The 13,941-nt window shown below is 68.8% G+C and carries 11 protein-coding genes and 2 riboswitches; of the genes, 4 read left to right on the top strand and 7 right to left on the bottom strand.

The features are described from left to right. Positions 1–34 precede the first annotated feature (34 nt). Together ACS5PK_RS12850 and ACS5PK_RS12845 are read right to left on the bottom strand one after the other, a co-directional pair. Entirely contained in the window at positions 35–1,492 is a 1,458-nt protein-coding gene (locus ACS5PK_RS12850) for a sensor histidine kinase N-terminal domain-containing protein (protein WP_439440644.1), read from the bottom strand. Positions 1,493–1,507: 15 nt separating this feature from the next. Next, positions 1,508–2,215 carry a response regulator transcription factor gene (locus ACS5PK_RS12845; protein WP_439440643.1) on the bottom strand — a complete coding sequence of 236 codons (708 nt, stop codon included), beginning with the start codon at positions 2,213–2,215 and terminating at the stop codon, positions 1,508–1,510. 221 nt (positions 2,216–2,436) lie between these two features. On the opposite strand from ACS5PK_RS12845, the gene ACS5PK_RS12840 reads away from it, so the two are divergent. After that, positions 2,437–3,291: a PEP-CTERM sorting domain-containing protein gene (locus tag ACS5PK_RS12840; RefSeq protein ID WP_439440642.1), complete on the top strand. Its 855-nt coding sequence runs from the start codon at positions 2,437–2,439 to the stop codon at positions 3,289–3,291. A gap of 75 nt (positions 3,292–3,366) precedes the next feature. On the opposite strand, the gene ACS5PK_RS12835 is transcribed toward ACS5PK_RS12840, so the two are convergent. The 5 genes from ACS5PK_RS12835 to gcvT all read right to left on the bottom strand — a co-directional run bounded on the left by ACS5PK_RS12835 (position 3,367) and on the right by gcvT (position 9,840). After that, entirely contained in the window at positions 3,367–4,758 is a 1,392-nt protein-coding gene (locus ACS5PK_RS12835) for an L-serine ammonia-lyase (protein WP_439440641.1), read from the bottom strand. Positions 4,759–4,767: 9 nt separating this feature from the next. Next, entirely contained in the window at positions 4,768–5,145 is a 378-nt protein-coding gene (locus ACS5PK_RS12830; RefSeq protein ID WP_439440640.1) for a hypothetical protein, read from the bottom strand. 32 nt (positions 5,146–5,177) lie between these two features. Further along, positions 5,178–8,078: an aminomethyl-transferring glycine dehydrogenase gene (gcvP, locus tag ACS5PK_RS12825; RefSeq protein WP_439440639.1), complete on the bottom strand. Its 2,901-nt coding sequence runs from the start codon at positions 8,076–8,078 to the stop codon at positions 5,178–5,180. Positions 8,079–8,245: 167 nt separating this feature from the next. Continuing rightward, positions 8,246–8,620 carry a glycine cleavage system protein GcvH gene (gene gcvH, locus ACS5PK_RS12820; protein WP_439440638.1) on the bottom strand — a complete coding sequence of 125 codons (375 nt, stop codon included), beginning with the start codon at positions 8,618–8,620 and terminating at the stop codon, positions 8,246–8,248. A 92-nt stretch (positions 8,621–8,712) separates the two neighbouring features. Then, positions 8,713–9,840, bottom strand: coding sequence for a glycine cleavage system aminomethyltransferase GcvT (gcvT, locus tag ACS5PK_RS12815; protein ID WP_439440637.1), 1,128 nt, complete (start codon positions 9,838–9,840; stop codon positions 8,713–8,715). 58 nt (positions 9,841–9,898) lie between these two features. Beyond that, a riboswitch (glycine riboswitch) is annotated at positions 9,899–10,007 on the bottom strand. 9 nt (positions 10,008–10,016) lie between these two features. Continuing rightward, positions 10,017–10,120, bottom strand: a riboswitch (glycine riboswitch). Positions 10,121–10,230: 110 nt separating this feature from the next. Between gcvT and ACS5PK_RS12810 the strand changes: the two genes are divergently transcribed. The 3 genes from ACS5PK_RS12810 to ACS5PK_RS12800 all read left to right on the top strand — a co-directional run bounded on the left by ACS5PK_RS12810 (position 10,231) and on the right by ACS5PK_RS12800 (position 13,918). After that, positions 10,231–10,890 (top strand): response regulator, encoded by a 660-nt coding sequence (locus tag ACS5PK_RS12810; protein WP_439440636.1) that lies wholly within the window; start codon positions 10,231–10,233, stop codon positions 10,888–10,890. Then, positions 10,887–12,290 (top strand): ATP-binding protein, encoded by a 1,404-nt coding sequence (locus tag ACS5PK_RS12805; RefSeq protein WP_439440635.1) that lies wholly within the window; start codon positions 10,887–10,889, stop codon positions 12,288–12,290. Before ACS5PK_RS12810 ends, ACS5PK_RS12805 begins: the two co-directional genes overlap by 4 nt. 74 nt (positions 12,291–12,364) lie before the next feature. Next, a complete protein-coding gene (locus ACS5PK_RS12800) occupies positions 12,365–13,918 on the top strand; it encodes a DegQ family serine endoprotease (RefSeq protein WP_439440634.1) in 1,554 nt (517 codons plus the stop codon). Positions 13,919–13,941 lie beyond the last annotated feature (23 nt).

Genomic DNA, 13,941 nt, shown 5'->3' with positions numbered 1-13,941 from the left:
CAGGGCGGGCCGCGCTGCCGGGGGCCCGCGGGGCTCAGGGGGCCAGCGGGAGGATGAGGTCCAGCTGCAGCCCTTGCGGCTGCACGGGGGAGGCGCTGACGCGGCCTCCATGGCGTTCGACGATCTCCTTGACGATGGCCAGGCCCAGGCCACAGCCATTGCCGCCCAGCGTGGCACGGTAGAAGCGTTCGAACAGCCGGGCCTCGCTGCCGGCTGGCACGCCGGGCCCGTTGTCCCGGATGCTCAGACAGGCGTGATTGCCGTCCGAGCCGGCCTGCACGGTGACCGAGGCGCTGCGGCCTGCGTAGCGCAGGGCGTTATCGATCACGTTGACCAGGGCCTCCCGCAGCAGCAGGGGCACGCCCTGCACCCACAGCGGCGTGGCGTCATCGGCGCCTTCGAAGCCCAGGTCCACGCCGGCCTGCAGCGCGCGGGGCACCAGCTCGGCCGTGACCTCTCGCGCCAGGCGGGCGAGGTCCAGGCGCAGGCGCGATTGCGCGCCCTGCGACTCGGGCTCCGTGCGCGCCAGTGTCAGCAACTGGTTGACCAGGTGGGCGCTGCGGCTGGCGCTCTCGTGCACCCGCTGCAGGCGCTCCTGCAGCGCGGGTTCGCCGGGCAGCTCGGCGGCCTCCTTCAGCGCCAGCTCGGTCTGGCTCTTGAGCCCGGCCAGGGGCGTGCGCAGCTGGTGGGCGGCATCGCTGATGAAGCGGCGCTGGGCCTGCACATTGCTCTGCACGGCCTCCAGCAGCTCGTTGATGGCATGGGCCAGGCTGCGCAGCTCCTGCGGCGCCACATGCAGCTCGATGGGCCGCAGGTCATTGGGCTTGCGGCCCTCGACCAGGCTGCGCAGGCGCGCGATGGGCGCCAGGCCTGCACGGATGCCCGCGGCCACGATCATGGTCATCAGCACCATCAGCAGGGACAGGGGCAGGACCATGTCGGTCAACAGCCGCCGCGCGAGCTCCTCGCGGTTGGCGCTGGAGCGTGCCACCTGGACCAGCATGGTGCGGCCCTTGTCGTCCCCATCGGCCTCGCCGTAGCGCAGGTACAGCGCGGCCACGCGCAGGCGGTCCGTGCCCTGGGTCGTGGCATTGGGTACCTGGCTGTCGTAGTAGTAGGGCTCGCCCAGGCGCGGGTGCTCGGGCACCGCCTGGGGCAGGGGCAGTTGGCGATTGCCGAGGATGAACTCGCCAGGCGGCGAGCTGACGGTGTAGAGCAGCTTGTCAGCCGGGTCGGCCTCCAGGACGTCCTGGGCGGCACGGGGGAAGTCGATCAGCAGGCCCGTGCCCATGGGCTTGACCTGCCGTGCCAGCGCCCGGCTGGCCTGGGACAGGCTGGCGTCCACCGCCTGGTTGGCGTAGCGCTCGGCGAGCTTGAAGGTGAAGAGTGCACCGCCCAGCCACAGCACCAACTGGGGTAGCAGAAGCCACAAGAGCAGCTGACGCCGTAGCGAGGTGCCGGCGCCGAACCAGCGCAGGAAGCGGTGCAGCATGCCGAGGGTTGGGCGTCAGGCGGGGGCCCCGGCGGCCGTCTCGGCCTCCAGGAGATAGCCCAGCCCGCGCACCGTGCGGATGGCCACGCCCGCGCCCTCAAGCTTGCGGCGCAGCCGGTGGATGTAGACCTCCACTGCATTGGTGGCACTGCCCTGGGGATCGTTGCTGCCGCCATCGGCGGAGGCCCAGGTCTGGTTGATCTGCTCCTTGGTGACGACGCGGTCGCGGTGGGCCATCAGCAGGTCCAGCAGCATCCACTCCCGCGGGCTGAGGTCGATGGGCTCGCCGTGGATCAGGGCGCGGCGGGCGTCCTGGTCCAGGCTCAGGCCGGCCACCTCGGCGCGCTGGGGCTGGACGCCCGTGCGGCTGCGGCGCAGCAGGGCGCGCAGGCGGGCTTCCAGCTCGGGGAAGTCGAAGGGCTTGGTGAGGTAGTCGTCCGCTCCGGCGTTGAGGCCGGCCACGCGGTCTTCCAGGCTGTCCAGCGCCGTGAGGATCAGCACAGGCAGGGCCGGCTTGGCCACGCGAACATGCTTGAGCACGGTGAGGCCATCCACCATGGGCAGGCCCAAATCCAGCACCGCGACGTCAAAGGGCTGCTTGACCAGCAGGTACTCGGCCACCGCGCCATTGGGCGCATGCTCCACGGCGAAGCCGCTGCGGCGCATCTGGGCGCACAGGGCGTCGGCGAGCAGGGGATCGTCTTCGGCGAGCAGCAGGTTCATGAACGGCAGCTTAACAGCCGTTCAGGCTTGAGACGACAGGAGTTTCCTGCAGTTTCGGGAGGGTTGCTCCCGCGGGTGGAGCGCTGAGGGCCTACTCGACATCGGCTCGCGGGACAAGCTCATAGCGTCAGTAGCTGCCAGCGGCCCGGGCCTGGTCGACCATCCTGACGCCCGGTCCGTCGAGCGGGCATTGGGTCGATGAAACCATGGAGGAACTGAACATGAGATCAACAGCCATCGCTTTACTGGGGGCGGTGCTGCTTCTTTCGGGAAGCGGTTCGCGCGCAGCACCGGTCCGGTCTACCACTGTTCCCATCCCCATCGAGGAGGAGTTCGTGGTCGCGCAGCAGCTGCACGTGGACTCCAGCCTGGATGCCATCGTCACGCAGCTCCTGGGGGCGGGGCTCTTCGAATCCGGTGCCAAGCTCCACTACGAAGGCCGCTACCGGGTTGTCGAAACCTCGCCGGGCATCTTCTCGGGCAGCTATGGTGGCGTCCTGACCGGCAGCTACCTCGGGGAGGGCTGGTCCTTCGAGTATGCGGCGGCCATGGACACCGATGCCTTGCTGAACAAGGTATGGAAGCTGGACAGCAAGGGGACGTGGAAGAAGGGGCCCTACGCCGGGAAGAACTTCAAGGACAAGGGCCAGATCGTCGAGAAGACCGACCACACGGCCGATCTTGACATCGAGATCGAAACCGACGGCGTCACGCCCAAGATCAAGACTACGGCCGCCGGCCTCAAGAAGGACAAGGGCGGTGGGAAGCTGAAGGTGTCCGGTGATTTCGAGGTGGTCGATGACGCCGGGAAGACGCACAAGGAAAAGGTGGGCATAGAGCTGGACCAGGCCACCAAGACCTTCACTTCCAAGGTCACCAGTGCCTTCGCGGGCTACGGGTTTGTGGTCCTGGAGAACAAAGGCTCCTTTACCTCCTCCGGGTGCGTGGCTGACTGCCCCGTGGGGGAGACCTCCTTCGACATCACGATCACGCAGGTGCCAGAGCCGGCCACGCCGCTGCTGCTCAGCGCCGGGTTCATCGGCATGCTGGGCCTGCGTCGGCGCAAGCCTTGCTGAGGGCTTTCGAAACGGGTGTGCCTCAGGGGCGGGCATCCTGAACAGAGACGGGGGCAGGTCTTGCCCCCGCCAGCCTCAGCACTCGACGATGTTCACCGCCAGGCCACCGCGGGCCGTTTCCTTGTACTTGGTCATCATGTCGGCACCAGTGTCGCGCATGGTCTTGATGACCTTGTCCAGGCTGACGAAATGCGTGCCGTCGCCGCGCAGCGCCATGCGGGCGGCATTGATGGCCTTGACCGAGGCGATGGCATTGCGCTCGATGCAGGGGATCTGCACCAGGCCACCCACCGGGTCGCAGGTCAGGCCCAGGTGGTGCTCCATGCCGATCTCGGCGGCGTTCTCCACCTGCTCGGGCGTGCCGCCCATCACCTGGCACAGCGCACCAGCGGCCATGGAGCAGGCCACGCCCACCTCACCCTGGCAGCCGACTTCGGCGCCGGAGATGGAGGCGTTCTCCTTGTAGAGGATGCCGATGGCGGCGGCCGTGAGCAGGAAGTCCACCACGCCGTCTTCGCTGGCGCCGTGCACAAAACGGCTGTAGTAGTGAAGCACGGCAGGCACGATGCCGGCTGCACCATTGGTGGGGGCTGTCACCACGCGGCCACCCGCGGCGTTCTCCTCGTTCACCGCCAGGGCGTAGAGGTTGACCCAGTCCATCACCTGCAGCGGGTCGCGCAGGGCGGCCTCGGGGTTGGCGGTGAGGTCGCGGTAGAGCTGCGCGGCGCGGCGCTTGACCTTGAAGCCGCCGGGCAGGATGCCCTCGGTGCGCAGGCCGCGGCTGACGCAGTCCTGCATCACCTGCCAGATGCGCAGCAGGCCGGCGCGGGTGTCCTCGTCACTGCGCCAGTGGCGCTCGTTGCGCCGCATCACCTCGGCGATGCTGATGCCATGGGCCTTGGTCAGGGCCAGCAGTTCGTCGCCAGTCTTGAAGGGGTAGGGCAGCACCGTGGCATCGGGCGCGATGACCTTCTGCTTGCTGCCGTCCGCCGCGACTTCCTCGCTGACGACGAAGCCGCCGCCCACGGAGTAATAGGTCTTCTCGGACAGCAGCGCGCCCTCCGCATCGAAGGCGCTGAAGCGCATGCCGTTGGCGTGGAAGGGCAGGCTCTGGCGGCGGAAGAAGACCAGGTCTTTGGCCTCGTTGAAATCCACCCAGTGCTCTCCCAGCAGCTGCATGCGGCTGCCCTGGCGGATCTCGTCCAGGTACTGCGGCACACGCTCCACATCGACTGTGTCCGGCTCATGGCCGGCCAGGCCCAGCAGCACGGCGGTGTCGCTGCCGTGGCCCTTGCCGGTAGCGCCCAGGGAGCCGTAGAGCTGCGACAGCACCCGCGCCGTGCGCGGCAGCAGGCCTTCGCTGCGCAGGCGCGAAGCAAAGAGGCGGGCGGCGCGCATGGGGCCCACCGTGTGGGAGCTGGAGGGGCCGATGCCAATCTTGAACAGGTCGAAAACGGAAACGGCCATGGTGCTCTCTCAGGTGTCGGCAGTCTCGGCGAGGCTGCGCAGGCAGACGTTGTAGAGCCCGCCGCGCGCAGGCAGCGGACCCAGCTTGGGGAAGATGGGGCGGACATTGCCGAGCTTCCAGGCAAACATGCCCGGCGTGCCCGGCCAAGGCTCCACCGACAGTACATCGACCAGGGCGACCCCGGCCGCCTCAGGGTCTAGCTGATCTTCAGCGGCCACCTGGCGGCGGCTTTCGATGATCAGCAGGTCAAGCAGCGGCACCTGGGGCGGGCACCAGGAGCGCAGCTCCAGCCGGTGCCGCCCTTGGGCAATCAGCTTGCCCGCGGGGCTCAGCACGGCAAGAGCGGTGAAGCTTTGGTCCAGTTGAGAATCACTCGGGCTGTCCATGCGGGCTCCTGCCGTGGGCTGCGGGTGGCGCTTCAGGCCTGTTCGAACTCGCTCATCGGGATGCAGGAGCAGAACAGGTTGCGGTCACCGTAGACGTTGTCCACGCGACCCACCGGCGACCAGTACTTCTGGCGGCGCAGCGTGGCCACCGGGTAGGCCGCTTCCTCGCGGGTGTAGCCGTGGCTCCATTCGGTGGCCAGCAGCACCTCGGCGGTGTGCGGGGCGTTCACGAGCGGGTTGTCCTCGCGGGCCCACTGGCCGGCCTCGACCTTGGCGATCTCGGCGCGGATGGCCAGCATGGCGTCGCAGAAGCGGTCCAGCTCGGCCTTGGACTCTGACTCCGTCGGCTCGACCATCAGCGTGCCGGCCACCGGGAAGGACAGGGTGGGGGCGTGGAAGCCGTAGTCGATCAGGCGCTTGGCCACGTCCTCGGCGGATACGCCGGAGCTGTCCTTCAGGGGGCGCAGGTCCAGGATGCACTCGTGCGCCACGCCGCCACCCTTCACGCCGGCGATGTTGCCGCTGAAGTGGATGTCGTAGGCGCCGGCCAGGCGGGCGGCCACGTAGTTGGCCGACAGGATGGCGACCTCGGTAGCGGCCTGCAGGCCGTCGGCGCCCATCATGCGGACGTACATCCAGCTGATCGGCAGCACGGCGGCATTGCCCAGCGGGGCGGCCGAGACGGCACCCACATTGGTGGCGGCGCCCACGCCAGCGCTGCGGTGCGCGGGCAGGAAGGGCACGAGGTCGGCGACCACGCAGACCGGGCCAACGCCCGGGCCGCCACCGCCGTGGGGGATGCAGAAGGTCTTGTGCAGGTTCAGGTGGGACACGTCACCGCCGAACTCGCCGGGCGCGGCCACGCCGACCAGGGCGTTCATATTGGCGCCGTCCACGTAGACACGGCCGCCATGGCTCTTCACCAGGGCGCAGATTTCCTTGACCTGGGTGTCGAACACGCCATACGTCGAGGGGTAGGTGATCATGATGGCGGCCAGCTTGGCGCTGTGCTGCTCGCACTTGGCCTTGAGGTCGACCAGGTCGATATTGCCTTCCTTGTCGCACTTGGTGACCACCACCTGCATGCCCACCATCTGGGCGGAGGCGGGGTTGGTGCCGTGGGCGGACTCGGGGATCAGGCAGATCTTGCGATGGCCTTCGCCGCGCGACTCATGCCAGGCCTTGATGGCCAGCAGGCCGGCGTACTCGCCCTGCGAGCCGGCATTGGGCTGCAGGCTGATGCCGGCATAGCCCGTGGCCTGGCACAGCCAGGCGGTCAGCTGCTCGTTCAGCAGCTCGTAGCCGGCCAGCTGATCGCGCGGGGCGAAGGGGTGCACATGGGCGAACTCGGGCCAGGTGATGGGGATCATCTCGCTGGTCGCGTTCAGCTTCATGGTGCAGGAGCCCAGCGGGATCATGCTGCGGTCCAGGGCCAGGTCCTTGTCGGACAGGGCGCGCAGGTAGCGCAGCATCTCGGTTTCGCTGTGGTGGGTGTTGAACACCGGGTGCGTCAGGTAGCTGCTGGTGCGCACCAGCTCCGCCGGGATCATGGCGGCGATGCCCTTCTCGAAGGCGGCGAAACCGGGCAGGGCCTTGCCTTCGGCGAAGACGGCCAGCACGGCGCTCAGGTCTTCACGCGTGGTGGTCTCGTCCAGCGAGAGGCTCAGCGACTGGGCCGAGGCGCGGCGGAAATTCATGCCGGCCTTGACGCCAGCGGCCAGCAGGGCCTCGGTCTTGGCGCCGGTCTGCACGTGCAGGGTGTCGAAGGCGGCGGCATTGCTGATGCCGAAGCCCAGGCCCTTCAGGCCTTCAGCCAGGATGGCGGTGTAGGCCGCCACGCGCTGGGCGATGCGCTTCAGGCCCTTGGGACCGTGGTAGACGGCGTACATGCTGGCCACGACGGCCGGCAGCACCTGGGCGGTACAGATGTTGGACGTGGCCTTCTCGCGGCGGATGTGCTGCTCGCGGGTCTGCAGGGCCAGGCGATAGGCCTTGTTGCCGTGCGCGTCCACCGAGACACCGACCAGGCGGCCCGGCAGGTTGCGCTTGAACTCGTCCTTGCAGGCCATGTAGGCGGCGTGCGGGCCGCCATTGCCCATGGGCATGCCGAATCGCTGGGTGGTGCCCACGGCGATGTCGGCGCCTTGCTCGCCCGGTGCCTTCAGCAGGGTCAGGGCCAGCAGGTCGGCGGCGGCGATCAGCAGGCCGTTCTGGGCGTGCACGGTGTCGGCGATGGCCTGCAGGCCGCGCACATCACCATTGACGCCGGGGTACTGCACCAGCGCGGCGAAGCACTCGCTCTTGCCGGCCTCGGCGGCAGGGCCAACGACCACGGTGATGCCCAGGGGCTCGGCGCGGGTGCGGACCACTTCCAGGGTCTGGGGCAGCACGTCGTCCGCCACGAAGAAGGTCTGGCTCTTGCTCTTGCCCACGCGGGCGGCCAGGGTCATGGCCTCGGCGGCGGCGGTGGCCTCGTCCAGCATGGAGGCATTGGCAATGGCCATGCCGGTGAGGTCGGTCACCATGGTCTGGAAGTTGACCAGGGCTTCCATGCGGCCTTGCGAAATCTCGGCCTGGTAGGGCGTGTAGGCGGTGTACCAGGCGGGGTTCTCGAGGATGTTGCGCAGGATGACGCCGGGGGTCAGGGTGCCGTAGTAGCCCTGGCCGATGTAGCTCTTGAGCACCTGGTTCTTGCTGGCGACGGCCTTCAGCTCGGCCAGCGCGGCGGCCTCGGTGGCGGCGGGCGGCAGCTGCATGCCGGCCGAGCGCTTGATGCTGGCGGGCACGATGGCTTCGATCAGGGCACGGCGCGAGGCCTGGCCGATCACGGACAGCATCGCGGCTTCATCGGCGGCATCGGGGCCGATGTGGCGGGCGTGGAATTCGGCGGCGTTCTCGAGTTCGCCCAGGGGCTTCAGAGCAGACATCAACATGGCAATTCCTTCATCGGGGGCCGGCGCAGGCTCATGGCCATGCGGGGCAGTCCGGGCCGGGCGGTGGCAGGATGCGGGGCACGACGGACCCGCGCGGCACACCCCCCGGCAGATACAGAAACGGGCACGGACAGGACTGTCGGTGCCCGTTGTTCACCTCACGGCGATCAGCTGTTCTTGACCAGCTCGTCGTAGGCGGTGGCGTCCAGCAGGGCGTCCAGCTCGGCCGGCTTGGACAGCTTGACCTTGAAGAACCAGCCCGAGGCCAGCGGGTCGCTATTGGCCAGGGAGGGATCGGCGCGCAGGGCCTCGTTCACCTCGGTGATCTCGCCGCTGACGGGCATGTAGACGTCGGCAGCAGCCTTGACCGACTCGACCACGCCAGCGACTTCCTTCTCGGCGAAGCTCTTGCCGACGTCCGGCAGGTCCACGAACACCACGTCGCCCAGCGCGTCTTGCGCATGGACGGTGATGCCCACGGTGGCGGTACCGTCAGCGTTGATCTGGATCCACTCGTGGTCGGCGGTGTACTTGATGCTCATGGTGTGCTCCGAATGTCGGGAGAAAAGACCAGGGAAAGAACTGGAATCGAAAGGGAAGGCGAGGGGCCAGTATCGGCCCCCATGCCCGGACATCAGCCGCGGAAGTAGCGGTGCGGCGCGAAGGGGGTGGCGGCCACGGTCATGGCCACGCGCTTGTCGCGGACCAGAGCGAAGACCTCGGTGCCCTGCGCGGCATGGGCCGTCTGCACATAGGCCAGGGCTACCGGCTGGTTGACCGTGGGGCCCAGGGAGCCGCTGGTCACGACGCCGATCTCGGCGCCGTCGGCGTTCACCAGCTTGGCGCCTTCACGCACGGGCATGCGCTCGGTGGAGATGAGGCCCACGCGCTTGCGCTGCACGCCGTTGGCGAGCTGTTCGTTGATGATGTCGGCACCGGGATAGCCGCCGGCACGGGCGCCACCGGCGCGACGCACCTTCTGGATGGCCCAGGTCAGGGCACCTTCCACGGGGGTGGTGGTGGTGTCGATGTCATGACCGTAGAGGCACAGGCCGGCTTCCAGGCGCAGGGTGTCGCGGGCACCGAGGCCGATGGGTTGCACTTCCGGCTGGGCCAGCAGCTTGCGGGCCAGCTCGACGGCCTGGTCGTTGTGCACCGAGATCTCGAAGCCGTCCTCGCCGGTGTAGCCCGAGCGGGTCAGGAAGGTCTCGATGCCGTCCAGATTGAAGAAGCCGCCGGTCATGAAGGTCAGCTTGGCGACTTCAGGGTTCAGACGGGCCAGGGCGGTCACGGCCTGCGGGCCTTGCAGCGCCAGCAGGGCGCGCTCGGGCGTGGGGATGACTTCGCAGCGGCTGCCGATCTTGGCCTGCAGATGGGCCGTGTCCTGCTCCTTGCAGGCGGCGTTCACCACCACGAAGATGTCGTCGGGGCGGCGGCAGACCATCAGGTCGTCCAGGATGCCGCCCTGCTCATTCGTGAAGAGGGCGTAGCGCTGCTTGTAGACGGGCAGGTCGATGATGTCCACCGGCACGATGGATTCCAGCGCGGCGCCGGCATCGGCACCCACGAGGCGCAGCTGGCCCATGTGGGAGACGTCGAAGAGGCCGGCGGCCGTGCGGGTGTGCTTGTGCTCGGCCAGGATGCCAGCCTTGTACTGCACGGGCATGTCATAGCCGCCGAAGGGCACCATCTTGGCACCGAGTTCGATGTGCAGGGCGTGCAGGGGGGTCTTCTTGAGATCGGCGGAAGGGGCGGCGGACATGGTGCATTCCTACGAGGGCATTCTTGGACCCCGCCTGGGATGAACCCAGGTCTGGGGAGCTGCCCTCGCTGTCCGCTTTACCTGAGAGATTGGCCACCGGCGTATCGCCCGCAGCTTGCCCCTTCGGTGGACGGGCTCGAGACCCGTCTCTCTCCAGTGAGGAACGTTCCGATCGGAACGTTTTGTCAGTCCTTTTGCCTGAGCGTTCGAAGCGTGGGATCACCAGTGCCTCTGCGCCTTCGGCGGCCCCCGCTAGGGAGCTCTCTCCTGACCGGGCGCATTGTAGCCACGGAATCAGCCCGCCCGGCAAGAGATTAAGGGGCTGCTAAGGCCAGGGGCTTTCTTCCGTGGAGAATTCTGCTTTTCCACCCCGACGTGCCCCGAGCCCCCATGAGACTGCTGCTGGTCGAAGACGACCTGATGATCGGTGAGCCCCTGCTGGACCTGCTGCGGGCCGAGGGCTATGCCGTGGACTGGGTCCGGGACGGCGAGATGGCGGACACCGCCCTGCTGAGCCAGAACTACGACCTCCTCATCCTGGACCTGGGCCTGCCCAAGGCCGACGGCATGACGGTGCTCAAGCAGCTGCGCGGCCGTAAGCAGAGCCTGCCGGTGCTGATCGCCACCGCGCGGGACGCCCTGGAGCAGCGCATCGCCGGCCTGGACGCCGGGGCGGACGACTACGTGCTCAAGCCCTACGAGTTCCACGAGCTGCTGGCCCGCATCCGCGCCTTGCTGCGCCGCGCGCAAGGCCGGGCCGAGCCGGTCTACGAGCACAAGGGCGTGGCCATCAATCCCGCCACCCGCGAGGTGAGCAAGGACGGCCGCGAGGTGGTGCTCTCAGCCCGCGAATGGGCGGTGCTGGAGCCCCTGCTGGCGCGGCCGGGCATCGTGCTGTCGCGCCAGCAGCTGGAGGAGAAGCTCTATGGCTGGAAGGACGAGATCTCCAGCAACGCCGTCGAGGTCTACATCCACGGCCTGCGCAAGAAGCTGGGCGCCGAGCTGATCCAGAACGTGCGCGGCGTGGGTTACCGCGTGCCCAAGGAATGAAGGGCGCCGCGCTGCTGACGGGCCTGCGGCGCTGGCTGATGCCGCGCTCGCTGCGCCAGCGCCTCCTGATGTTTCTGCTGGCCGCCGTCTCGCTGGCCGCCTTCCTGCAAGCCTATAGCGCCTACCGCACGGCCCTGGCTGAGGCCGACCAGCTCTTCGACTACCAGATGCAGCAGATGGCCTTCTCCCTGCGCGGCAGCGTGGCCGGGCCGGGTAGCGGCACCATCTCCCTGCCGCTGGGCGAGCAGCAGAGCTTCGACTTCCATGTGCAGGTCTGGAGCCTGGACGGCGCTTCCATGTTTCGCTCCCCCGGCCCCTGGCTGCTGCCGCAGCGCGCGGTGCTGGGCTTTTCCGACGTCACGGACCGCGGGCGCACCTTCCGCGTGTTCTCGGTGCAGACGCCGCTGCAGGTGATCCAGGTGGCGCAGGACCTCTCCGTGCGCCAGCGCATGGCCTCGCAGCTGGCCTGGCGCACGGCCATGCCCACCTTGCTGATGCTGCCGCTGCTGGGCCTGGTGGTGTGGCTGGTGATCAGCCGCTCCCTGGACCCGGTGGAGCGTGTGCGCGCCCAGTTGGCGGACCGCTCGCCGGGTGACCTGGCCCCGGTACCGGCGGGCGACCTGCCCAGCGAGCTGCGCCCCATGGTGCAGGAGTTCAACGCCCTGCTGGGCCGGGTGCGCAGCGCTTTCGAGGACCAGCAGCATTTCGTGGCCGACGCCGCCCACGAGCTGCGCACGCCGCTGGCCGCGCTCAAGCTGCAGCTGCAGGCCCTGCAGCAGGGGGGGGCTGCAGGCGAGCCGGGCCTGAAGCGGCTGGAGCAGGGCATCGAGCGTGCCTCCCACCTGATCGAGCAGCTGCTGTCCCTGGCCCGCCAGGAGGGGGCGGCCGCACAGCGGGCGCTGGAGCCCCTGGCCCTGGACGCGCTGTGCCGCCAGGCTGTGGCCGATGCCAGCGAGCTGGGCAGCCTGCGCGGCGTTGACGTCGGCCTGCAGGACTGCGATCCAGCCTGGGTCATGGGCCAGCCCGAGGGCCTGCGCGTGCTGCTGCGCAATCTGCTGGACAACGCCATCAAGTACAGCCCCGCGGGTGGCCAGGTCGACCTGAGCCTGCATGCCACGCCGGGGGAGGGTCAGGTCTTGCTGCTGGTGGAAGACAGTGGGCCTGGCATCCCCGCCGGTGAACGCCAGCGCGTGTTTGACCGCTTCTACCGCAGCAGCGCCTCGGCCTCGCAGGCCCCGGGCAGCGGCCTGGGCCTGGCCATCGTCAAGGCCATTGCCGATCGGCACGGCGCCCAGCTGCGGCTGAGCCAGTCCGGTCGTCTGGGCGGCCTGCAGGTGGAGCTGCGCCTGCCGGCCTGTGAGCCGGGGGCGCTGGCCTCAGACCAGGCTCAGCTTCATTAAGCGGCCTCTAAGCGTGGCGTTCGAAAGTGACTGCCATCGCGACCGTTCAGGTTGCAGCAGCCAAGGAGAACGCCATGAATGACCACAGCCCCACTCGCATGATCCCGGCCCGCCGCCTGGTCTGGGCCCTCGTCGCCGCCGGCGTGCTCGGTGCCGCCGGAGGTGCCGGCGCCATGCACGCCAGCAACACCCTCAAGACCAGCAGCACCGCAGTGGCGTCCACCGCGCCTGCCGAAGCCGCCACCACCAGCCCGGTGCTGGCCAGCGCCGTCCCTGCGACGGGCTCGGCCGCGGCGGCAGTCGCCAGCCCCGCCACGCTGCCCGACTTCGCCGCCATCGCCGCCCGCCAGGGGCCGGCCGTGGTCAACATCAGCGTCACCGGCACGGTGAAGACCCAGGCACAGCGCCGCGGCCAGATGCCCGATCTGGATCCGGACGATCCCTTCTACGAATTCTTCCGCCGCTTCCAGCCCCAGCTCCCGCGCGGGGGCGAGATGCCCACCCGCGGCCAGGGCTCGGGCTTCATCGTCTCGGAAGACGGCACCATCCTGACCAATGCCCACGTGGTGCGCGACGCCTCCGAGGTGACCGTCAAGCTGACCGACCGTCGCGAATTCAAGGCCAAGGTGCTGGGCTCCGACCCCAAGACCGACGTGGCCGTGCTGAAGATCGAGGCCCGCGGCCTGCCGACCGTCACCCTGGGCAATACCCGGGACCTGCGCGTGGGGGAATGGGTGCTGGCCATCGGCTCGCCCTTCGGCTTCGAGAACAGCGTCTCGGCCGGCGTGGTCAGCGCCAAGGGCCGGGCCCTGCCGCAGGAGAGCTTCGTGCCCTTCCTGCAGACCGATGTCGCCATCAACCCCGGCAATTCCGGTGGCCCGCTGTTCAATGCGCGCGGCGAGGTGGTGGGCATCAACTCGCAGATCTACAGCCAGAGCGGCGGCTACCAGGGCCTGTCCTTCGCGATTCCGGTGGAGGTGGCTCAGCGCGTGCGCCAGCAGATCGAGAAGGGCGGCAAGGTGCAGCACGCCCGCCTGGGCATCACCATCCAGGACGTGAACCAAGGCTTTGCCGATTCCTTCAAGCTGCCCAGGCCCGAGGGTGCGCTGGTGGCCGCCATCGAGGACGGCAGTGCCGGCGCCAAGGCCGGTCTGAAGTCGGGCGACGTGATCCTGAAGTTCAACGGCCAGCCCATCGTGGCCAGCAGCGACCTGCCCGCCCTCGTCGGCCAGGCCATGCCCGGCGAGACCGCGACCCTGGAGGTCTGGCGCCACGGCAAGCTCGAAACGCTCAAGGCCAAGTTGGGCGACGACGGTGACAGGAAGAGCCGTGTGGCCAGGTCCGATGACGAGGGCGCTCCCCAGCAAGGCAAGCTGGGCCTGGCCCTGCGTCCGCTGGATCCCCAGGAGCGGCGCGACGGCGTGAAGGAGGGCCTGGTGATCGAGGACGTCAGCGGCCCCTCGGCCCAGGCCGGGGTGCGCCCGGGTGACGTGCTGCTGGCCGTCAACGGCACGCCAGTGAGCTCGGTGGAGCAGGTGCGCAGCGTGGTGGCCGGTGCGGAGAAGTCCGTGGCTCTGTTGGTGCAGCGCGGCAAGGACCGCATCTTCGTGCCGGTGAAGCTGGGCTGAGCCGTGCCTCGATGATGAAGGGC

This window comes from Roseateles sp. DB2 (genome assembly GCF_051857535.1).
GTDB lineage: Bacteria > Pseudomonadota > Gammaproteobacteria > Burkholderiales > Burkholderiaceae_C > Roseateles_B.
This window is presented reverse-complemented; position numbering and strand designations above follow the sequence as displayed.